Origin of the sequence: Bacillus sp. FSL R7-0646 (genome assembly GCF_037969865.1) — a bacterium.
In the GTDB taxonomy this organism is placed as follows: domain Bacteria; phylum Bacillota; class Bacilli; order Bacillales; family Bacillaceae; genus Bacillus; species Bacillus licheniformis.
Window position 1 is genome coordinate 470101 of record NZ_CP150217.1, and the last position, 19994, is coordinate 490094.

17 protein-coding genes are annotated in these 19994 nt (G+C 49.4%); 7 read left to right on the forward strand and 10 right to left on the reverse strand.

What is annotated here, in order from left to right:
• Positions 1 to 156: 156 nt before the first annotated feature.
• The 5 genes from MKY62_RS02355 to MKY62_RS02375 all read right to left on the reverse strand — a co-directional run bounded on the left by MKY62_RS02355 (position 157) and on the right by MKY62_RS02375 (position 4568).
• Entirely contained in the window at positions 157 to 1578 is a 1422-nt protein-coding gene (locus MKY62_RS02355; protein WP_003178944.1) for an MDR family MFS transporter, read from the reverse strand.
• Between the two features lie 11 nt (positions 1579 to 1589).
• A complete protein-coding gene (locus MKY62_RS02360; RefSeq protein WP_224990981.1) occupies positions 1590 to 2477 on the reverse strand; it encodes a TetR/AcrR family transcriptional regulator in 888 nt (295 codons plus the stop codon).
• Between the two features lie 94 nt (positions 2478 to 2571).
• On the reverse strand, positions 2572 to 3414 hold the full coding sequence (locus tag MKY62_RS02365) for an isocitrate lyase/phosphoenolpyruvate mutase family protein (protein WP_009330179.1): 843 nt from the start codon (positions 3412 to 3414) through the stop codon (positions 2572 to 2574).
• Positions 3415 to 3524: 110 nt separating this feature from the next.
• Positions 3525 to 4262 carry an NADPH-dependent oxidoreductase gene (locus MKY62_RS02370; protein WP_003178951.1) on the reverse strand — a complete coding sequence of 246 codons (738 nt, stop codon included), beginning with the start codon at positions 4260 to 4262 and terminating at the stop codon, positions 3525 to 3527.
• An 18-nt stretch (positions 4263 to 4280) separates the two neighbouring features.
• Positions 4281 to 4568, reverse strand: a complete 288-nt coding sequence (locus MKY62_RS02375; protein WP_003178953.1) for a putative quinol monooxygenase — start codon at positions 4566 to 4568, stop codon at positions 4281 to 4283.
• Positions 4569 to 4745: 177 nt separating this feature from the next.
• Between MKY62_RS02375 and MKY62_RS02380 the strand changes: the two genes are divergently transcribed.
• On the forward strand, positions 4746 to 5042 hold the full coding sequence (locus MKY62_RS02380; protein WP_003178955.1) for a metalloregulator ArsR/SmtB family transcription factor: 297 nt from the start codon (positions 4746 to 4748) through the stop codon (positions 5040 to 5042).
• 64 nt (positions 5043 to 5106) lie between these two features.
• Here MKY62_RS02380 and MKY62_RS02385 read toward each other — a convergent pair whose 3' ends face one another.
• Positions 5107 to 6537, reverse strand: coding sequence for a PLP-dependent aminotransferase family protein (locus MKY62_RS02385; RefSeq protein WP_009330178.1), 1431 nt, complete (start codon positions 6535 to 6537; stop codon positions 5107 to 5109).
• Positions 6538 to 6639: 102 nt separating this feature from the next.
• On the opposite strand from MKY62_RS02385, the gene gabT reads away from it, so the two are divergent.
• From gabT to gabD, 3 genes are read left to right on the forward strand one after another with little or no spacing between them, the layout of a single operon-like run.
• On the forward strand, positions 6640 to 7953 hold the full coding sequence (gene gabT / locus MKY62_RS02390) for a 4-aminobutyrate--2-oxoglutarate transaminase (protein ID WP_011197548.1): 1314 nt from the start codon (positions 6640 to 6642) through the stop codon (positions 7951 to 7953).
• A gap of 33 nt (positions 7954 to 7986) precedes the next feature.
• A complete protein-coding gene (locus MKY62_RS02395; RefSeq protein ID WP_003178960.1) occupies positions 7987 to 9378 on the forward strand; it encodes an APC family permease in 1392 nt (463 codons plus the stop codon).
• On the forward strand, positions 9353 to 10747 hold the full coding sequence (gene gabD, locus MKY62_RS02400; protein WP_009330176.1) for a succinate-semialdehyde dehydrogenase: 1395 nt from the start codon (positions 9353 to 9355) through the stop codon (positions 10745 to 10747). The genes MKY62_RS02395 and gabD overlap by 26 nt, the downstream gene beginning before the upstream one ends.
• Before the next feature lie 46 nt (positions 10748 to 10793).
• Here gabD and MKY62_RS02405 read toward each other — a convergent pair whose 3' ends face one another.
• Positions 10794 to 11678, reverse strand: coding sequence for an EamA family transporter (locus tag MKY62_RS02405; protein WP_003178966.1), 885 nt, complete (start codon positions 11676 to 11678; stop codon positions 10794 to 10796).
• Between the two features lie 164 nt (positions 11679 to 11842).
• Here MKY62_RS02405 and MKY62_RS02410 point away from each other — a divergent pair, with 164 nt between their 5' ends.
• A complete protein-coding gene (locus tag MKY62_RS02410) occupies positions 11843 to 12334 on the forward strand; it encodes a hypothetical protein (protein WP_003178968.1) in 492 nt (163 codons plus the stop codon).
• Positions 12335 to 12381: 47 nt separating this feature from the next.
• Here the strand turns inward: MKY62_RS02410 and MKY62_RS02415 are convergent, their stop codons facing one another.
• The 3 genes from MKY62_RS02415 to MKY62_RS02425 are packed head-to-tail and all read right to left on the reverse strand — an operon-like array spanning position 12382 to position 15267.
• On the reverse strand, positions 12382 to 13026 hold the full coding sequence (locus MKY62_RS02415; protein WP_003178971.1) for a DUF1775 domain-containing protein: 645 nt from the start codon (positions 13024 to 13026) through the stop codon (positions 12382 to 12384).
• Positions 13027 to 13028: 2 nt separating this feature from the next.
• Positions 13029 to 14675, reverse strand: coding sequence for a copper resistance protein CopC (locus tag MKY62_RS02420; RefSeq protein ID WP_009330175.1), 1647 nt, complete (start codon positions 14673 to 14675; stop codon positions 13029 to 13031).
• Between the two features lie 19 nt (positions 14676 to 14694).
• Positions 14695 to 15267: a DeoR family transcriptional regulator gene (locus MKY62_RS02425; RefSeq protein ID WP_009330174.1), complete on the reverse strand. Its 573-nt coding sequence runs from the start codon at positions 15265 to 15267 to the stop codon at positions 14695 to 14697.
• Positions 15268 to 15527: 260 nt separating this feature from the next.
• Between MKY62_RS02425 and nirB the strand changes: the two genes are divergently transcribed.
• Positions 15528 to 17822 (forward strand): nitrite reductase large subunit NirB, encoded by a 2295-nt coding sequence (nirB, locus tag MKY62_RS02430; protein WP_339613907.1) that lies wholly within the window; start codon positions 15528 to 15530, stop codon positions 17820 to 17822.
• Between the two features lies 1 nt (position 17823).
• Positions 17824 to 19983, forward strand: coding sequence for a nitrate reductase (locus tag MKY62_RS02435; RefSeq protein WP_016885148.1), 2160 nt, complete (start codon positions 17824 to 17826; stop codon positions 19981 to 19983).
• Positions 19984 to 19994: the final 11 nt, after the last annotated feature.

The following is a 19994-nucleotide window of genomic DNA, read 5'->3' on the forward strand; positions in this document are numbered from 1 at the left end:
GCCGGTTCTTATCCGGCAGCCTTTTTTGTCTGTTCAAGGAGAAGAGGGCAGAGAGATGCAAAGCGGGTTTTCATGCTCATAACGCCGCAAGGGCCCCAGACTCAGTTAAGCGAATATAAAAAAACACGCCAGTTCGATTGAACTGGCGTGACATGATCAGCGGGCCGGCTGGCCTTGTTTGTCGGCCTGCGGCTTCTTTTTCAATGTAAACGAAAGGATAAATCCGATCAGCGCCAAGACAGCGGCCACGATAAAGGCGGAATTCATGCCGTGAATGAGCGCATTTAACGGATGAGATGTCGCGGCGTTTTTGGCTGAATTACTCATGACGGAAATCAGAACAGCCGTGCCGATCGAACCGCCGATCTGGCGCATCGTATTGTTCATCGCTGTTCCGTGCGGAATGAGGTGCGCCGGAAGGGCATTGATGCCCGCCGTTGTGAGAGGCATCATAATCATGGAAGTTCCCATCATCCGCAGCGTATAAATGACGATAATAAATGTCAGCGAAGTATCCATTTGCAGGTCCGCAAACGGGATGGACGTCAGCAGCAAGACGGCAAACCCGATAATCGCAAGGCCTTTTCCGCCGATCTTGTCAAAAATCCGGCCGATGATCGGCGACATGATGCCCATTGCTATCGCGCCCGGCAGAAGCATCAAACCCGAATCGAAAGCTGTCACGTCTCTGACGTTTTGCGTGTACAGCGGCAAAATGGTCTCAGTACCGATCATTAATGCAAAAACGATCATACCAAGTAGCGTTGTTATCGTAAAAGTCCACGATTGGAAAACGCGAAACTCGAGTATCGGCCTTTTGATTTTCAATTGTCTAGAGATAAAGAAGAACAGGGCGACCGCACCGACTGCAAAGGAAATTAAAACAGTATTGCTCCCCCAGCCTTCTGATCCGGCGTTGCTGAAGCCGTACAATAAACCGCCGAAACCCAGGCTGGACAGGATAATAGATATGATGTCCACTGATGTTTCTCTCAATTTCGTGACGTTTTTCATCAGCAAGATGACAAGCACAAGATCAATCAGTGCAATTGGCAGAATAATATAAAATAAGTATCTCCATGTAAAGCTGTCGACGATCCAGCCTGACAATGTCGGTCCGATGGCCGGTGCAAATGCGATCACCAAGCCGACCATGCCCATTGCAGCCCCGCGTTTTTCAACCGGGAAAATCGTTAAAAAGATCGTCTGCATGAGCGGCATCATAATTCCGGCGCCTGCGGCCTGAATGATCCGCGCCGCCAGAAGAACCGGAAAGTTAGGCGCCACCGCACCGACGACTGTTCCCGCCGCAAAGATGCTCATCGCCGCGATGACGAGCGCGCGGCTCGAGAATTTTTCGATCAAAAAGGCGGTAATCGGAATGAGAATCCCGTTTGTCAGCATGAACGCCGTTGTCAGCCATTGAGCTTTTGTAGCGTCTATGTTCAAGTCTGCCATAATATGCGGCAGTGCGGTAACCAGGAGCGTTTGGTTCAAGATCGCGATAAACGCCCCGGCAATAAGCAAACCTACGATGATATTTCTGTTGTATGTCTGTTGTTCAGTTCCTGTACTCATATCAATCCCTCTTATTCTTTTATACTAATCGTTTGTATTTGTGAAACATCGTATTGGATGGCCTCGATTTTTCCAAGGTAATCAAGGAGAGCCTTAATTAAATACGTGCGGGGCTCTTTGCTGAAAAGCTCTTCGCTCAGCAAATCTGCCGCTGACAGCAGTTCTGTCACGGCAAAGTCGTCTTGTGACAGCGAAGAAATCTTGGTTTTCAGTTTTTGCAAAAGGTCTTCAAGCAATTCCTCTTTTTTGGGCGGTGCCCAGCATGATGAGAAATTCGAATAGGAGGCAATAATGTCTTCATTTAATGAACTTTTCTGATCTTCGTTCAGCTTTTTCTCTATGAAGAGGTCCAGAACTGACATAATGAATGGCGGAATCGTTTTAACGTCAGGCTGCGCTTTTCCAGTGCCGACTAAAAACAGGAATTCCCTCATCAGCCCGTGGAAAATGATGACGATATCCCATATAAACGGCTCGACCTCTTCGCCGTACGCTTGAATGATAGAGTCTTTATGCCAGCTGATAATCATTGATTTTGTTTCTTTCAGATGCTTTTTAAATACTGCGGTATCCGGAGATGATCCCTCATTGGAGATGAAATTGATAAATTGGCGGTTTTCCCTGAATTCCGTAATCTCCAAAGCGATTTTTTTAGCGAATCTTTCTTTCGGCGTCAGCGAGGTTTCCGTATTGATGACGGCGCTTTTGTTCAGCATTTCATGCTTTCTGAACTTGATCAATGCCAGCAGAAGATCTTCTTTAGATTGAAACAGTTTATAAATAGATGCTTTTGACATTTTGCATTCTTCAGCGATCGCTTGCATTGCAACATTGTGATAGCCTTTTTGGGCAAACAGCTTTTTGGCGGCCCTTAAGACTGCTGCTTTTTTTTCGTTCATTCCGGCTCCTTCTTTCGCAATGATAAAACTCATGGGTCACTAAAAAACCCATGAGTTTTCATAAATGAAATATTAACAGACCGAACAGTTTCGGTCAACGATTTTGTTTTGGGTCACGATGAAGGCTGATCCAATCAGCCGCTTCTCCGTATGAAAGCACGCCGTCCGTCATACGATTGAAGGCGCCGCGGCGGATGATGTCTTCACCGATCTTTTTCACCAGTGACAGTGCAGCTCTGAAAGGGGCGGATCCGCAGCTGATCCTTTCAATCCCCAGTTCGGAAAGAATCTGTAAAGAGGGGGTGTGTGAGCCGGCCAGCACGTTGATCGGCCCGGATATACCTTTTCTCAGCCCGGCAATGGTGCCTGCATCATCGGCTCCGGGGATAAAAATGCAGTCCGCGCCTGCTTGACTGTACCGATTTGCCCGCCGGACTGCTGCTTGAAGACGGGAGCCGGGGGCGTCAGCATTGAGCCAGTACACATCCGTACGGGCATTGATTAAAACAGGAAGGTTCAGTTTTTTAACAGCCGTTATTTTTTCTTCCATTAATGTTTCATCACACAGCGGCCGACAGGGTTCTTTCGTTCCGTCTTCAATATTAATACCGACAACCCCGGCAGCTGCGGCTTTTTTTGCGTTTTCAGCGACTGTTTCCGGTGTTTGGCCGTAACCCGCTTCAAGATCTGCACTGACGGGAATATCGACGGCATCCGTGATGGTTTTCAGTACGGAAAGCAATGTTTCAAAGGGGAGATGTTCGCCGTCGGGATAGCCGAGGGACATGGCAATTCCGGCGCTGGTTGTCCCGACTGCTTTAAAACCGCAGTTTTGAAATGCTTTGGCGCTGGCTGCATCCCATGCATTTGGCAGAACGAATGGGTCTGACTGATGATGGAGATCCAGAAATGTTTGATACTTTGCAAATGATTTCATGTATTCCACTCCTTTTTTACATAGTGTAAATGTAAAGACCTTCGATGCTCATCGAAATGTGGAATGGAACGCATGGAAAAAGGCTATCGATCACCGATAGCCTAAAGCATCTATTCGAGTTTAAATCCTTGTTTCTCAAGCATTTCACGGATGTGAGGATAGTACACTTTATTGTAATAAGCGGATATGCCCTGAGACCAGTTTCTTGTTTCCTGTCCGTTAGTCCGTTTTGTCATGTATTCGGATATTTCTTCATCGTACGCGTCGATCAGCGGTTTTAAATCCGGTTGATACGTTTCGCTGTGCCTTACCGCTTGTTCCGGGAGGCGCGGCTTTTTGGCGGAGCGGTCCGCCGGATGGCCGACGACAAGTCCTGCGACAGGGAAGACGTATTCAGGAATATTGAGCAGTTTGATCAACTCTTCTGCACGGCCGCGGACCGCGCCGATCGGCACAGTGCCAAGTCCCATCGATTCAGCGGCTGCTGTGGCCGTCCCGAGGGCGATGCCTGCGTCGACAGCTCCGACAAGCACGGATTCCATTCCGTCTGTGATCGCAAGCGTTTCGCCGTTTTTCTCAAGGGCGATTTTCGCACGGTTGAAGTCCGCGCAGAACAAAAGGAAAACAGGGGCCTGCTCGATCCAGACCTGTCCGCCGGCCAGTTCGGCAATTTTCTTTTTCCGTTCCTCATCCTGAACCGTAATCACGGTGACCTGCTGGCCGTTAATGGAATTCGGCGCGGCTTGAACGGCTTGAATAATGTCGTCCAGCTGTTCAGGGCTCACGGGCTCATCTGTATAGCTGCGGATTGATCTATGGTCTTTCAATGTTTTCAATACTTCATTCATTAGAAACTCATCCTTTCTTTAATCCGTTGTGTGCGTTTTAACCACATTCAGGGGTTCTGATAAAAGGTCGCCCGCGGCTTGAACGAAAGCTTGAAAATGCTCTGTCTGATTATGGGCGTCAAGCGCGTCTTGATCCTTCCATTGCTCAAGCATGACAAATGTATTGGCATGTTCGGTATCTTCAAACAGCTGGTACTGGGCATTGCCGGCTTCAGCTCTTGAATGTTTAAGAAGCGGTTGTACGCTTTCGAGAAAGGCGTCTCGTTTTTCTGGTTTTACTTTCATATAGGCTTGCAATACGATCATTGGATCAAACCTCCATTATGTCATTTAGAATTCCTTTTCGTGTGCGTTGTATACACAGGGAATTGATTGTTCGAAAATCTTCGAACAATTGAATCGTAACATGTCCTTGCATTGCCGGCAACCCATTTGCCTCCTTGATGAATTGTCTTGAAGTTAGGAATATGATACATTTAACCCATGAAAACAAATGAAATGAAGTTAACAGCCGTTCTCCAAGCCTTGAGTGATCCTTACAGGCTTGAGATTGTCAAAGCATTGGCTGACACAGCCGAGAAAACGTGCGGTACGTGCACAAATCTCAATATTGCAAAGTCTACGCTGTCCCACCACTTCAAGGTGCTGAGGGAAGCGGGTCTGCTCAAAGTCCGCATCGAAGGGAAGCATCATTATTACTCCCTCTGCAAACGGGAATTGGAGGAGCAGTTTCCGGGACTGATCGAGGCGGTTCTCAAGGTAGAAAAGGAACGGTGGTAAACGGACCAGATGTCGGCTTTTTAAAGCCAGGCTGATACCGGCAGGAAAGAACCTGCCGGTATTTTTAAAGCTTCTCATCACCGCATACCGCTTCATAAAGCTTGGCAGTCCCTTCGTCGATCTGATCGGCAGCGATTTTGGCGAATCCGAGCACGAGCGATACCGTTCCTTCATGTTTTGTCTGCTCTTTCTTTAACGTAAACCGACTCATGCCGTAAACCTCGACCCGCCTTTCCTTTGCTCTTAATAAAACCTCTTCTTCACTTCTATCCGTTTCAAAATCGGCCACAAAGTGAAGGCCTGCGCTCTCGCCTTTAATTTTGACCCGGCCGTTAAAGTGTTTGACAAGGCTTCCGATCAGCCTTGTCCGCTTTTTTTCGTAAATCTGGTTCATTTTCTTAATGTGCTTTTGGTACTCCCCCGATTCGATCAGTTCCTGCAGGGCGAGCTGCGTTAAGACGCTGCTCGATTGAATCGAGAAATGGTGCCTTTTTCTGTATCGCTTCAGCAGCTTTTGCGGCAGTACCATATAGCTGATTCTCAGGCCCGGAAGAAGCGATTTTGAAAAAGTGCCGATGTAGATGACTTTTTCAGAGCGGTCAAGGCTTTGCAGGGCGGGGATCGTATCGCTCCCGTATTTAAATTCGCTGTCATAATCATCTTCCACAATATAGCGGTTTGCCCCGTCGGAAACCCAGTTTAAAAGCTGAATCCTCCTCGATACCGGCATAATGATTCCTGTTGGAAACTGGTGTGAAGGCGTGACAAATAAAACGTCCGGATTCAGACGGTGAATCTCGCTGATCCGCATTCCTTTATGGTCGAGCTGAATCGTGGCGACTTCTTTTCCTTCATTTTTCAGCAGTCGATAAATGCGGCTGTATCCCGGCTCCTCCATCGCATAGACGGCTGAGGCGGGGAGAAGGTCCTGGAGCGTGTGAATTAAGGACTGCGTCCCTGCGCTGATCACGATTTGTTCGGGGAGACATTTGACGCCTCTCGTTAAAGCGATAAAGCGTGCGATCGTTTGGCGCACTTCGTAGACGCCTTGCGGGTGCGTCATTTCTCCGAGTTCGTCAACATGTGAAGAAACCGCTTTCTGTTCGCAGCGAAGCCATGTTTTAAACGGAAAATGCGCCGTATCGACGCTCATATGGGAAAACGAGATCCAGCCGTCTTTGCTTTCAGGCTCTTCAACCAGTTCTTTTTCCAATTGAAGGGGACCGGGGTGACGGCTGGCGTGGAACGTTTCGATCTGCTCTACAAAAAAGCCTTTTCTTTCACGCGAATAAAGATAACCTTCTGCCAGAAGCTGCTGGTAGGCGGCGTTGACCGAATTGATGCTGACGTTCAATGTTTCGGCGAGCTCTCGCTTGGATGGGAGCTTTTTCCCCGGCAAAAGGTTGCGGCTGAAAATTTCTTCTTTAATCCGTTGATAGATTTGGTGATAAATATATTCCGCGCCCTTGGAGCGGTCAATCGGTATTGTGATCATAGCGCCTCCCTCTGGTACCATCAAAAATTAATGATTGGTACTTTTCATCATACCAAAAAATATTCAGAATTATAAGAAATAAAAGTGGGGGAGAGATTTTTTATGAGTCGGAACACAAAAGCATTCACAACGGAAGATTGGCAGGCCAAACGGGATCAATTCGTGGCAAGGGGTGTCTCCAACGGAAATCGTCATCTGGCCGCTAAAGGGGAAGGTGCCGTTTTATATGATATTGACGGACGCCGTTTTATCGATTTTGCCGGGGCGATCGGCACATTAAATGTCGGGCATTCACATCCGAAAGTTGTAGAAGCTGTCAAGCGGCAGGCCGAACAGCTCATCCATCCCGGTTTTAACGTCATGATGTATCCGGCCTATTTGGAATTGGCGGAAAAGCTTTGCCGGCTTGCGCCGGGCGCCCATGAGAAAAAAGCGATTTTCCTGAACTCGGGTGCGGAAGCCGTAGAAAACGCCGTGAAAATCGCCAGAAAATATACGAAGCGTCAAGCCGTCGTTTCTTTTACCCGCGGATTCCACGGACGCACAAACATGACGATGAGCATGACGAGCAAGGTGAAACCGTACAAATTCGGATTCGGTCCTTTTGCACCCGAGGTATATCAGGCGCCGTTTCCTTACTACTATAGAAAGCCTGAAGGGATGACTGATGAAAGCTATGATGACATGGTTATTCAGGCGTTTGACGATTTCTTCGTCTCGTCTGTTGCTCCGGAGACGGTTGCTTGCGTCGTCATGGAGCCGGTACAGGGAGAAGGCGGTTTTATCATTCCTTCAAAACGGTTTGTGCAGCATGTCGCAGCCTTCTGCCAAAAACACGGCATCGTTTTTGTCGCTGATGAGATTCAAACAGGCTTTGCCAGAACGGGCAAATATTTTGCGATTGAGCATTTTGATGTCGTTCCTGATCTTGTGACAGTGTCAAAATCGCTGGCTGCCGGCGTTCCGCTCAGCGGCGTCATCGGCCGGGCGGAAATGCTCGATGCGGCGGATCCGGGTGAACTCGGGGGCACCTACGCCGGAAGTCCGCTTGGATGCGTAGCCGCTTTGGCAGTGCTCGATATTATCGAATCGGAACAGCTCAACAAGCGCTCTGAAGAAATCGGCAAAGCCATCGAAGAGCGGGCGCTTGAATGGAAGATGAAATATCCGCAGATTGGGGAAGTCCGCCGACTTGGCGCAATGGCTGCGATTGAAATTGTCCGGGACGAAAAGACGCGGGAGCCGGACAAAGCAGCTGCGGCCAAGATTGCCAAGTACGCCAATGAACACGGTCTGCTCTTGTTGACGGCAGGGATCAACGGCAACATTATCCGTTTTCTGTCTCCGCTCGTCATTACTGATGAATTACTTGAGGAAGGGTTCGGCATCATTGAAGAAGCGCTGGAACAGCTCTAGTTTGACATCTTCTAAAAGAAGGAGCGGATTTTGATGGGTAAACAGCAAATGAAAAAAACGATGTCGCAGACGGATGTGCTATTTTTAGCGATCGGAGCTATGCTCGGCTGGGGCTGGGTCGTCCTTTCCGGCGACTGGATTTCGACAGCCGGCTTTTTGGGCAGCACGATCGCGTTTATCATCGGCGGCATACTCGTCATCTTAATCGGGTTAACGTACGCGGAGCTGTCTTCTGCCATCCCTGAAACGGGTGGCGGCTTGATTTTCGTCTACAGGGCGTTCGGACGAAAAACGGCTTTTGTCGCCGCTTGGGGTGTGCTGTTCGGCTATGTTTCGGTGATTACATTTGAGGCGGTCGCATTGCCGACCGTCATCGATTACGTCCTGCCTGTCGAACATCAGGGGTTTCTCTGGTCGCTAAGCGGCTGGGACGTGTATGTCACTTGGGTGTTGATCGGTTCGGGAGGTGCGGTCGTCCTGACAGCGCTCAATTACTTCGGCGTCAAGCCGGCCGCGATTTTTCAGTCTGTCTTTACGATTGCGATTATCGCCACGGGCTTTCTCCTTTTGGGCGGCGCCTTGGTAAACGGTGATTTCGAACATGTACAGCCCCTTTTTAAAGACGGGTTTTCCGGTATGATGTCCGTCCTTGTCATGATTCCGTTTCTATTTGTCGGATTTGACGTCATCCCTCAGGTTGCGGCTGAAATTAATGCCCCGAAAAAAATCATCGGCAAAATTTTGATTATTTCGATTATCAGTGCGGTCGTGTTTTATTTGCTGATTGTATTCGGCGTAACGATGGGTCTGTCAGAAAGCGAGCTTGCGACGACTTCTTTGGCAACCGCGGATGCAATGGTCAATCTGCTCGGGAACCAGCTGTTCGGCACGGTGCTTGTCCTCGGCGGCGTCGCCGGAATCATTACGAGCTGGAACGCATTTATCATCGGCGCGAGCCGGATTCTGTTTGCAATGTCGGAAAAGGGCATGGTGCCGAAATGGTTCGGCTTCATCCATCCGAAGTATAAAACGCCGACTAATGCAATTTTATTTCTGGGTGCGCTGGCGTTTTTTGCCCCGCTGCTCGGACGCCCTGCCCTTGTTTGGATCGTCAATGCAGGGGGAACAGGTATTATAGTCGGATATTTGATCGTCTCGATTGCATTCATGAAGCTGAGAAAAACAGAGCCGGATTTACACAGGCCGTATAAAATCAATAAGTGGAAAACAACGGGTATATCTGCTATCCTCTTAAGTGTTATCTTCCTTGCCTTTTATTTGCCAGGCATGCCGGCCGCGCTCACATGGCCGTATGAGTGGCTGATCTTGGCGGGATGGACATTGATCGGTTTTCTTTTATACAACAGCAGTTCAAAACGTAAAGGGGAGGAGATTCAACATGACCAGCATGCTAGAAGTATATAATCCTGCGACTGGAGAAAAAATCAAATCGGTTCCCCAGCAATCCGCAAAGGAAGTCGAAGAAGCTGTCGTACGCTCGCATGAGGCATTTCAAAAATGGTCGAAAACATCGGCTGCAGAACGAGCGGGCTTGCTGAAAAAATGGTTTGATTTAATTGTGGAGCAGAAGGACGAGCTGGCAAAATTGATTACGCTTGAAAACGGCAAGCCGTACGCTGAAGCGCAGGGCGAAGTCTTATATAGCGCAGGCTATATCGAATGGTATGCGGAGGAAGCGAAGCGCATCTACGGAAGAACGGTTCCCGCCTCTGTGACGAACAAGCGCATCATCGTCACACGCCAGGGAGTCGGACCTGTTGCGGCGATTACCCCGTGGAATTTTCCGGCGGCGATGATCACGAGAAAAGCGGCGCCGGCTTTGGCGGCGGGCTGTACCTTTATCATCAAGCCGGCGCCTGATACGCCTTTAACGGCGCTTGAGCTCGTCCGTCTCGGGCACGAAGCGGGCATTCCGAAAGACGTCCTTCAATGTGTAATCGGCGACGGACAAGAGATCGGCTCTATTTTTACAAGCCATCCGCTGATCCGCAAGATTACGTTCACCGGGTCAACACCTGTCGGCAAACATTTAATGAAAAACAGCGCCGAGACGGTGAAGCATGTGTCAATGGAGCTCGGCGGCCATGCCCCGCTGATCGTTGATGAAGATGCCAACATTGACCTCGCCGTTAAGCAGACGATGCTTTCGAAATACAGGAATGCCGGACAAACGTGCGTCTGTGCAAACCGTCTGATCGTTCATGAATCGGTTAAGGATGAATTTGCAGAAAAACTCCGCGCGGAAGTCGCCAAGCTGAAAGTCGGGAACGGACTCGAAGAAGGTGTATCAATCGGGCCGATCATCAATAAAAACGGCTTCCAAAAAATCGTCGATCAAATCAATGACGCGGTGAATAAAGGGGCGAAAGTTCTCATCGGCGCCGAATACGAAAGCGATGATGAGAAATCATGCTACTTTGTCCATCCGACAGTGCTGACGGATGTTGATCCTTCAATGACGATCATGCATGAGGAAACATTCGGCCCCGTTGCGCCGATTACGTCTTTTAAAACGCTGGACGAAGCGGTCAAGCTCGCCAATGATACGCCTTACGGTTTAGCGGCATACTTCTTTACGGAAAACTACCGCCGCGGCATCTATTTATCCGAAAACCTTGATTACGGCATTCTCGGCTGGAATGACGGCGGACCGTCAACCGTTCAGGCGCCTTTCGGCGGCATGAAGGAAAGCGGTATCGGACGCGAAGGCGGACTGGAAGGCATCGAGCCGTATTTGGAAACAAAATATTTGTCCATCGGTTTGGATGAATAACAAGACAACATGAAAACCCGCCCGTATATCCCCGGGCGGGTTTTTTTTACGCTTTCATCTGTTCAGCGTTTATTTTATCCTTTTTGGGCTGATAGGAAATATAAAAAATGCCTAAAAGAAGCAGGGCGATCCCGGCCCAGGAAACAAGAGGCAGCGATTCCCTGACAAGCACGGTTCCCAACAGCGACGCTGTAAGCGGTTCAGCAAGCGACAGCGTCACCGCCGTTGAGGCGGGCACTTTTGCCAATCCTGTCGTAAATAACAGGTACGCGGCTCCGGTTGCAATGACCCCGATATAGAGGCTGACAGCCATTCCCTGAACCGATGAGATCCAGCCGAGATCGTACAGAAACAACAACGGGGCAAGCAATACAGCGCTTAAAAAGAATACGGTGCCTGTGACAGCCTCCGGCTTTTGCTTTTGCAGGAGTTTCTTGCTTGTCAGCGTGTAGACGGCAAAGGAAAGACCGGCGCCAAGTGCGAGCAGTATGCCGAGAAAGCTCCCCCCCGATGAGGCGGAGGGAATGAATAATAAGGCTACGCCTGCTATCGCTGCAGCAGTTGCGATCCACCATTTCGTCTGCGGAACCTTTTTGAACACCAGCCATTCGAGGCAGCCGGCAATAATCGGAGCGCTGCCGATGGCGACGACCGTTCCGACGGCGATTCCTGACAGGCTGACGGCTGAAAAAAAGAAAGGCTGGTAAAATGCCATGCTCAATGCTGCGATGATCAGCGTTTTAACGGGCCAGCCGCTTCGTTTCAATTGACCGCGGAAAGCCGCGAACAAGAGCAGGGTGATGCCGCCGACAGCCATTCTGACAGCGCCGAACACAAGAGGTGCCGCCTCTTTCGGCGCAAATGCCTGGGTTGTTCCCGTCGTTCCCCATAAAATTGCCGCAAGCAAGACAAACAGAACCGATACTTTCATACTAACGATCTCTCCCTACTCGATCATTCAGAACTTTTTCTATTGTAAGATAAGTTTGCGGATTTTTGAATCGCCGCTTCGGAAATTTCCCTGAAAAGAGGAAATATTCAACGCTGGCCGAATTCATATAATGGCCAAAAAACAATTAAAGTCGGAGGAAGCGGATGAAAAAACGAACAGTTTTATTCTTCTTGTTGATCTGGCTCGCCGGATGTGCGAGCGCCCAAGAGGCTGAGGAACAAACCAAATGGGTGAACAGCGAACAGAAAGCGATTGAGAACGGCATTCGTTATGAAAGCATTACAAAAGACGATATTATAGACAAAATCGATTTAAACGGTGAACAAGTCGTCGTTTTTCGATTCGGCGATTCGGAGGGAGAGGGGATTGGCCTCGCACACATCAAAAGGGAAAACGGCAACTATCAATGGTACCGCGACTTAAATTACGCAATTGTAAAATCGGACCACCCGAAAACGGAGAATGCGGAAGCTTCCGCGCCGTTCACAACCCCTAAGGGAAGAAAGTACACGTTATATACAGGGGATGCAGATCGCCTGAATGGTACATTTGAGACTGATGACGGGCTTCATTTGGAGCCGGTGGTCGATCAAAAAACGGGCATGTATTATCAGATCGTGCAGGATTCGGACTGAAATGAAACAAAAATGCTGTCGGGTTGTTCCCGACAGCATTTCATTTTTTACGATTTCTTTTTCCGCACTGTCAAGAGCAGCGCAGCACCTCCAAGAAGCACGGCGAGGATCGACAGGATCAGGGAAGCGGTTTGAATCCCTTGTCCTCCTTGACTGTCTTCATTTTCTGCGGCAGCGTTTTGTTTCGTTGAAGCGCCGTGTGCATCAACCGTTTCGTGTCCGAGTTTTGCAGCGTCGACAATGCTTGTGATTGCATGCGGGGTATCGGCGTCATCATCACCGGTCCACTCGACAATTGTGCCGTCCTTATAATATTGGTATGCGTTCCAGGCGGCCTTTTGTTCTTTGTCAGGGTTTTTGGCGGTGAAGGTAAACTGCTGGAATTCACCAGGCTGAATGCCGCCGTTTTCGGCTTCCCACGTCACCCTTGTTACTTTTTCGTTTTTGCCGGTTTCAGTGCTTGTTTTCCACCCCGGCACCGGTTCATACTGCTGAAATTCAACACCGTCCGGCATGCTGAGAACGACCTTGATCGTGGCGTTGTCTTTTTCAACCGGTACTTTGACAGTGTATGTTTCCCATGAGCCTGCTGCTGATTCGGTCGGTTTTACCGTGACATGTGCGCTGACCGGCACGGAGAAAAGCAAAAATGATGCTAGGATTGCACCCATCCATAATGTCTTTTTCAACATAATCAAAACTCCTTTTTATTAATTTTTGCATTGAAAACTGTTCTGATTTCCTCAAATGACGCCGTTAATCCGTGAACGCGGATCTTCCAGATGCCGTCTTCGCTTAAATTTAAATTTTTCGTTTGGAAAACACCGTCTTTATTTTTGCTGAGGCTGAACGTGCTTTCTTTGTCATCCCCGAAAAGCCCGGTTTTCTCAACGGTTAATTCAATTTTTTGGATATCTTTGACGACGTCTCCTTTTCTGTTTCTGACGGTGACTTCAAACGTATTTGAGCCCGGCATGTTTGGGCTGATTCGGAGTGACAGCGTATTTCCTTCCGTCAGCTGCTTCGTCTCACTGAAAGGCTGCGGCAGCGGCGCGGGCGGACTTGGAATATTGGTGAAAACCGCCGTGGTCAGCAGAATGAGAAGCCCGACCGCCCATTCAGCTTTCATCGAACGGCCGCCCTGCTGTTTCGGCGCTTTTCTAAAACGAAAATAGTGAAATGCCCCGAGTCCGATCATGAGAAGGACGAGCGCCGATTTCACAAGGAGCGCTTTTCCGTAAGCCGTCCCGAACAGGTTATCCAGTGTATGAACAATGAAAAAGCTGTTGAAAAGGCCCGAGAATATGAGTAGCCCTGCTGAAGCGAGCGCCCATGGCGAGAAGCGCCGAATGGTTTCCCATATCAAACTTTTGTCAGGCTTCAGCCAGTCTTTTCCGAAAAACAGCACAAACATCGCGAGTCCGCCAGTCCAAATGGAAGCGGCATTCAGATGGATGAAGTTCATCGCGATTGTCATATAGCCTGCGCTCGTCGAAGCGGCATGGCCGTCGAGCGATTTGACGAACAATAGTCCGGCAAAAAGGAACAGGCTCAAGATCGCGCTCTTCAGGCCTTTTCTATTCGAAGAGAAAACAAGCAAGGCGATGATGGCGATGTTGATCAGCCACAGCGTTCCGCCCGTCGTATTCAGAAGCGTTTCTTTTAAAAGCGAAGGCTGAAAAGCCCCGATCCAGGAAACGCCTGCGTTTGTTTTTGTTTGCAGTGGCAGCTGAATGATGATGGCAGCCCCTGTCAATAAGAGCGCCACATTCGTGATCCGCTTCAGACGGCGCTTTTTGTCACCCGGCCAGCCGTTTTCAGGTCGGTGCCAGACGAGCTGAAAAAGAGCGGCTCCCATGAACAGGGAGAAACCGGTATACAAAAGGACGCGTTCAATGACGATATCGGCTGCCGGCAGGCCTGATGCTTGATTTTGCTGATCTTTCGGCAGCCCGCCTTGAATGTTTCCGATACTAAAAGGGATCGTGCCTGATACAGGATGACCGTCTGCGGATACGGCTCTCCATTCGGCCGAGTAGATATCATCCTTTAACTTCGGTTTCAGCTTGACGGTCATGATCTTTGCGTTTTGGGGGTCGATTTCCGTTTTGCCGGAATCTACCCGTTCACCCGACGAATTTCTGACCGTTATCGAATGAAACCCGTTCTGAATCGCTTCATTGAATTCGATCTTAATTTCTTCAGGCGCTTTTTTCAGCTCCTGATTTTCAGCAGGAGTTGATTGTACGATATAAGCGTGAGCAAAAGCGGCTTTTGGCAGCAGAATGGTACAAAGAACAGCCAGAACTGCCCAGAGTGTTGCTCTTTTCATCACATTCATCCAATCTCTTAACAAAATTTCATGTCTTCAGGCTGCAGCAGCTGTTCTTCATCGTTTTCTGGACCAGAAGCGCGGCATCGTCAAACGATAACAGCTGTCCGCCAAAGCCTTTTTTGAATTTCCGCGCTTCTGCTTCAGAAGCGAAAGGGAGCGCATGCGGCTCGCAGCAGTTCAAATGAAGATCTGTATCCAGCAAAAAGACGGCAGCTTTGGCGCTGATCGTCGTATCCAGCAAAAAATCCCTGCAGATAATCTGTGATACATCATCTTTCACTTTCTCATAGCGGAGCATTGCGCAATGCACGCAGCAAAACTGTTCAATTTGGCTGTCGTTTTTGACAATTTGCACGGCAAGCCTCGAACCTGCCCCTTTTCCGCAAACGACGCAAAGCTGCCCAAGCTGCTGCTTCGGCTTGTTTAGCGTAATTCCGCCTGCGGTCTTGATGACCTGCCCGTTTTCAACGAGCGGTTTAATGTCGCGGTAAACGGTCATTTCAGAGACGTTCAGCCTTTTCGAAATTTCCGAAATGCGCAGAGATTCTTCTTCTTTGATCCAAGCCAAAATCTGCTCCCTTCTTTTAATCGGTAGCATTCTCCTCCCCCGTTCTTTATGTTCTGTACTTATAAGCCTAGTAGATTGAAGGAAAAGAAACAAGCGGAACGTGATAAAAAATGTGATGAAATGTTGAACTTTAACATCGCGGCCAAAGCCGTTGAATCGTCGTCAATGGGTACTGGTCAAACCGTCCTGTTTCTAAAATTTTTTGTCAGGAAATGTAACAGGTTTGCACGCTTTAGCGATGCAATGTGAAATAATAATCCGGAGCAAAGCTGCAGAGGGGAGGGGAGAAAATGGGGAAACAAAGGCTTGTTTTAATAGGAAACGGCATGGCAGGGGTTCGCACGGCCGAAGAGATTTCACTACACGGCGGGAGCCGGTTTGAGATCGTCATCATCGGCAGCGAACCACACCCGGGCTATAACCGGATTCTGCTGTCTTCTGTCCTTCAGGGAGAAACGGATTGGAACGATGTGATGACAAAAAGCCGGAGCTGGTATGAAGAAAACGGGATTACCCTTTATACAGGGGAAACGGCTGTCGCAATCGATACGGTTAATCAAACGGTGGCGACAGATCAAAACCGCGAAATCGCTTATGACAAACTGATCATTGCGACGGGCTCTTCCCCGTTTATCCTCCCGGTTCATGGTGCAGACAAAGAAGGGGTATATGGTTTTAGAACAATAGACGATTGCCGGGCATTCATAAACGCATCAAAGCGATTTAAAAAAGCGGCCGTCATCGGCGGGGGAATATTGGGCCTTGAGGCGGCGCGGGGATTGGCAAACCTCGGGATGAAGGTTGATGTGGTTCACCACTCTTCCTCAATCATGCAGACTCAGCTTGATCCGCCGGCTTCTGCCATGCTCCAGAAAGAGCTGGAGCGTCAAGGGATCCATTTTCTTTTGGAGAAAGATACAGAGGCGATTTTAGGAACATCGCGCGCCGAGGGTGTGCGGTTTAAAGACGGGACGAAGATCAGCGCCGATCTCGTCGTCATGGCTGCCGGTGTCAGACCGAATATCGAACTGGCCAAGGCGAGCGGTATTTCAACCAACAGGGCGATCATCGTCAGCGACTATATGGAGACAAATGTTCCAAATGTCTACGCCGTCGGTGAATGCGCGGAGCATAACGGAACGGTCTACGGCTTAGTCAAGCCACTGTATGAGCAGGGGAAAGTGCTGGCCAAACATATTTGCGGCCTCGAATGTTCCGGTTATCAGGGCTCCGTTCAGTCCGCGGCTTTAAAAATGTCCGGAATCGACGTCTTTTCGGCAGGGAAAATCACAGAGGACGACTCGACGACGGCTATTAAACTTTTAGACGAAGCGGCCGGAGTCTATAAAAAAGCGGTCTTTCAAGGGGATAAAATGGCCGGCGTCATTTTATACGGAGACACCAGCGGCAGTCAAAGGCTGTTGGAAAGCATCATCAAACAAAGGGATATTACCGTTGTCAAAAAAGAGCTGTTTCAATCGGAGGAAGACAGTTCAGTCGCTTCTATGGCGGTTCGTGAAACGATCTGCCAATGCAACGCGGTTTCAAAAGGCATGATCATGGAAGCGATACAGACGCACGGTTTAAAGACGGCCGAGGAGGTCAAACGCTGTACAAAAGCTTCCGGGTCATGCGGCGGCTGCAGGCCGTTGGTCGAGGAACTGCTCCTCCATACCGCCGAACATGATGGTCACATATCTGCGGCGGAACAACCGATGTGCGCCTGCACTTCATTCACGGAAGATGAAGTCGTGAACGAAATACAGATGAGAAATCTTTCTTCCGTTCACGAAGTCATCTCGGCGCTCGGCTGGAAAAATAGCAGCGGATGCCGGATTTGCGTGCCCGCGCTTCACTACTATTTAAAAATGATCCGTCCGGACATCGCCTATGAGGAGCACGAAGAGGAGACGGATGCCATCATCCCGCAAATGTACGGAGGCCGGACGAATGCCGAAGAGCTGAAGCGCATTGCAGGAGTGATTGAAAAATATCAAATTCAAGAGGTGTACATGACACACCATCAGAGATTAAAGCTTGCCGGCATTAAGCCGGAGCTTATAGAGCGTGTAAAAGAAGAACTCGGCATGCCGTATTGCCCGCCGCAACAGCAGCGGATCGCCGCGGTTAAAACGTGCCCATGCGGATCACCGCAGATTCAAACATTGGCAGCAGACTTGGAAAAAGCAGCAGAATCCCTCCTCATTCCGGCCAAGGTCTCCATTGGGGTGTCGGGCTGTTTGGACGATTGCGTGTACGCTTCAGTTCATGACATCGGACTTCTCAAAGTAAACGGAGGATGGGAGTTTTATGCGGGCGGCCAAGGAGGACAGCATGCTTCCCCTGGAGAGCTGCTTTCAGTAGCCGACTCGGCACAGGAAGCGGGTGAACTCATGAAAGGCCTGCTTCAATATTACCGCGAAACAGCAAACTATCTTGAGAAGATCGGGCATTGGATTGAACGCGCCGGCATCATTCATATCCGGGAAGTTTTATTTGACAACGGACTTCGCGGCCAGCTGATCGAACGGCTTGAAAAAGAAAAGCGGCTGGCTCAGCAAGAAACGATAAAAGGGCTGATGTGAATTGACAGAACGATTGCTAAAGTACTTTCGCACAAAGCAAAAAGAAGTGCAATCCGAAAAAACGTATGACACCCAATGTCCATTTTGCAGCATGCAGTGCAAAATGCAGCTCATTGAACAGACGATTGTGACAAGAAAAAAGTACACGGCGGTCGGAAAAGACAATCCGACGACAAAGGGGCGGCTGTGCATGAAGGGGATGAACGCCCATCAGCACGCGTTTCATTCAGAGAGGATCACCCATCCGCTGATCAAAAAAAACAGTGAATTCGTCCGTGTGTCATGGGAAGAAGCGCTTCAGTACATCAAAGAACAAGTAACAGCGATCCAGCATGAAGACGGCCGCGATGCTTTGAGTGTATACGGCAGCGCGTCCATTACAAACGAGGAAGCGTACCTGCTCGGGAAGTTCGCCCGCGTCGCCTTGAAGACGAAGCATATTGACTACAACGGCAGGCTTTGCATGTCGGCGGCCGCAACAGCTGCAAATCAAACCTTCGGAATGGACCGGGGACTGACAAATGCCCTTTCCGAGATCCCCCATGCAAGGGTCATCATCCTCGCAGGTACGAATATCGCCGAGTGCCAGCCGACGATCATGCCGTATTTTGAAGAAGCGAAGCAAAACGGGGCGTACATCATCGTCATTGATCCCCGCGAAACGGCAACGGCCAAGATCGCCGACCTGCATTTGAAAATCAAGCCGGGAACAGACGCCGCGCTCGCAAACGGAATGCTGAAAATCATCATTGAAGAACAGCTGACAGACGGAGCGTTTATCAGAGATAGAGCTGAAGGGTTTGAAGAGGTCAAGCGCCATGTAGCATCTTTATCGCTTGAAGACATTTCGGCCAAAACCGGGATACAAATCGAGCAGATCAAAAAAGCCGCGGTAAAATTCGCCCGCGAGGAGACGGGAATGCTGTTCACGGCAAGAGGGGTTGAACAGCAGACTGACGGAACGGCTGCTGTAAGAAATTTACTGAATATTCTAATATCAACGGGGAAAATCGGCAAATTTGCTTGCGGCTACGGCGCCGTCACCGGGCAAGGAAATGGGCAGGGGGCGCGGGAGCACGGGCAGAAAGCAGACCAGCTGCCAGGTTACCGTTCGATTGAAAATGAAGCCGACCGCGCCTATATTGCGGATGTTTGGGGCATAAAAGCTGAAGATCTTCCGGGAAAAGGCGTATCCGCTTATGAAATGATGAAGAAAGTTCATGAAGGCGAAATTACAGGAATGTTTTTAATGTGTTCAAACCCTGTTGTATCCAGCCCGAACGCCGGCTTTGTCAAATCCGCTTTGGGTAAATTAAAGTTTTTTGCCGCCGTTGATTTGTTTCTTTCTGAAACGGCAATACTCGCGGATGTCGTTCTCCCAGCATCATCCTATCTCGAGGACGAAGGAACGATGACCAATCTGGAAGGCAGAGTGACATTAAGGGAAGCCTCAAAGCCGTGTCCCGGTGAAGCGAGGCATGACTGGCAAATTATTTGCGATATCGCTAAAGCGCTTGGAAAAGGCCGCTATTTTTCATATCGATCGGCAGAGGATGTTTTTAATGAATTGAGAAAAGCGAGCCGCGGCGGAATTGCCGACTATTCGGGCATCACCTATGAACGTCTGAGAAAGGAAGGCGGCATTTTATGGCCCTGTCCAGAAGAGGGGCACCCTGGAACACAGCGCCTGTTTGAATCATCCTTCTCCCACCCGGACAAAAAAGCAAGAATGTGCGTCGTCCCGAACGAACCAAAGGTCAAAAAAGATGTACCGACTGAGGAGTATCCCCTTATTCTGACGACCGGAAGGGTGATGTCTCACTATTTAACCGGGGTACAGACGAGAAGGAGCGCCGCGCTCAAGGCGAGACACTTTGAATCATTTATGGAAATCCATCCGAAAACGGCGGAAAAGTACAATATTGGCGACCGGGTGCTGGTCAGGGTGGAATCAAAAAGAGGCAGCATCATCGTCAGGAGCAAATGGTCGGAAGCCATCAGGCCGGATACCGTTTTTGTACCGATGCATTGGGCGGATTCGCAAAATGTGAACGATTTGATAGCGGAAACGCTCGATCCGTCCTGCAGCATGCCGGGATTTAAGGTTTGCTCCGTGAAAATTCGTCCGTCAGTTGACAATTTTGTGAATAAATTGTCATAAAAAGTCATAAA

Coding starts and splice junctions, on each gene's coding strand:
- MKY62_RS02355 (WP_003178944.1), bottom strand. CDS start 1,578: ATGAGTACAGGAACTGAACAACAGACATACAACAGAAATATCATCGTA.
- MKY62_RS02360 (WP_224990981.1), bottom strand. CDS start 2,477: ATGAACGAAAAAAAAGCAGCAGTCTTAAGGGCCGCCAAAAAGCTGTTT.
- MKY62_RS02365 (WP_009330179.1), bottom strand. CDS start 3,414: ATGAAATCATTTGCAAAGTATCAAACATTTCTGGATCTCCATCATCAG.
- MKY62_RS02370 (WP_003178951.1), bottom strand. CDS start 4,262: ATGAATGAAGTATTGAAAACATTGAAAGACCATAGATCAATCCGCAGC.
- MKY62_RS02375 (WP_003178953.1), bottom strand. CDS start 4,568: ATGATCGTATTGCAAGCCTATATGAAAGTAAAACCAGAAAAACGAGAC.
- MKY62_RS02380 (WP_003178955.1), top strand. CDS start 4,746: ATGAAAACAAATGAAATGAAGTTAACAGCCGTTCTCCAAGCCTTGAGT.
- MKY62_RS02385 (WP_009330178.1), bottom strand. CDS start 6,537: ATGATCACAATACCGATTGACCGCTCCAAGGGCGCGGAATATATTTAT.
- gabT (WP_011197548.1), top strand. CDS start 6,640: ATGAGTCGGAACACAAAAGCATTCACAACGGAAGATTGGCAGGCCAAA.
- MKY62_RS02395 (WP_003178960.1), top strand. CDS start 7,987: ATGGGTAAACAGCAAATGAAAAAAACGATGTCGCAGACGGATGTGCTA.
- gabD (WP_009330176.1), top strand. CDS start 9,353: ATGACCAGCATGCTAGAAGTATATAATCCTGCGACTGGAGAAAAAATC.
- MKY62_RS02405 (WP_003178966.1), bottom strand. CDS start 11,678: ATGAAAGTATCGGTTCTGTTTGTCTTGCTTGCGGCAATTTTATGGGGA.
- MKY62_RS02410 (WP_003178968.1), top strand. CDS start 11,843: ATGAAAAAACGAACAGTTTTATTCTTCTTGTTGATCTGGCTCGCCGGA.
- MKY62_RS02415 (WP_003178971.1), bottom strand. CDS start 13,026: ATGTTGAAAAAGACATTATGGATGGGTGCAATCCTAGCATCATTTTTG.
- MKY62_RS02420 (WP_009330175.1), bottom strand. CDS start 14,675: ATGAATGTGATGAAAAGAGCAACACTCTGGGCAGTTCTGGCTGTTCTT.
- MKY62_RS02425 (WP_009330174.1), bottom strand. CDS start 15,267: ATGCTACCGATTAAAAGAAGGGAGCAGATTTTGGCTTGGATCAAAGAA.
- nirB (WP_339613907.1), top strand. CDS start 15,528: ATGGGGAAACAAAGGCTTGTTTTAATAGGAAACGGCATGGCAGGGGTT.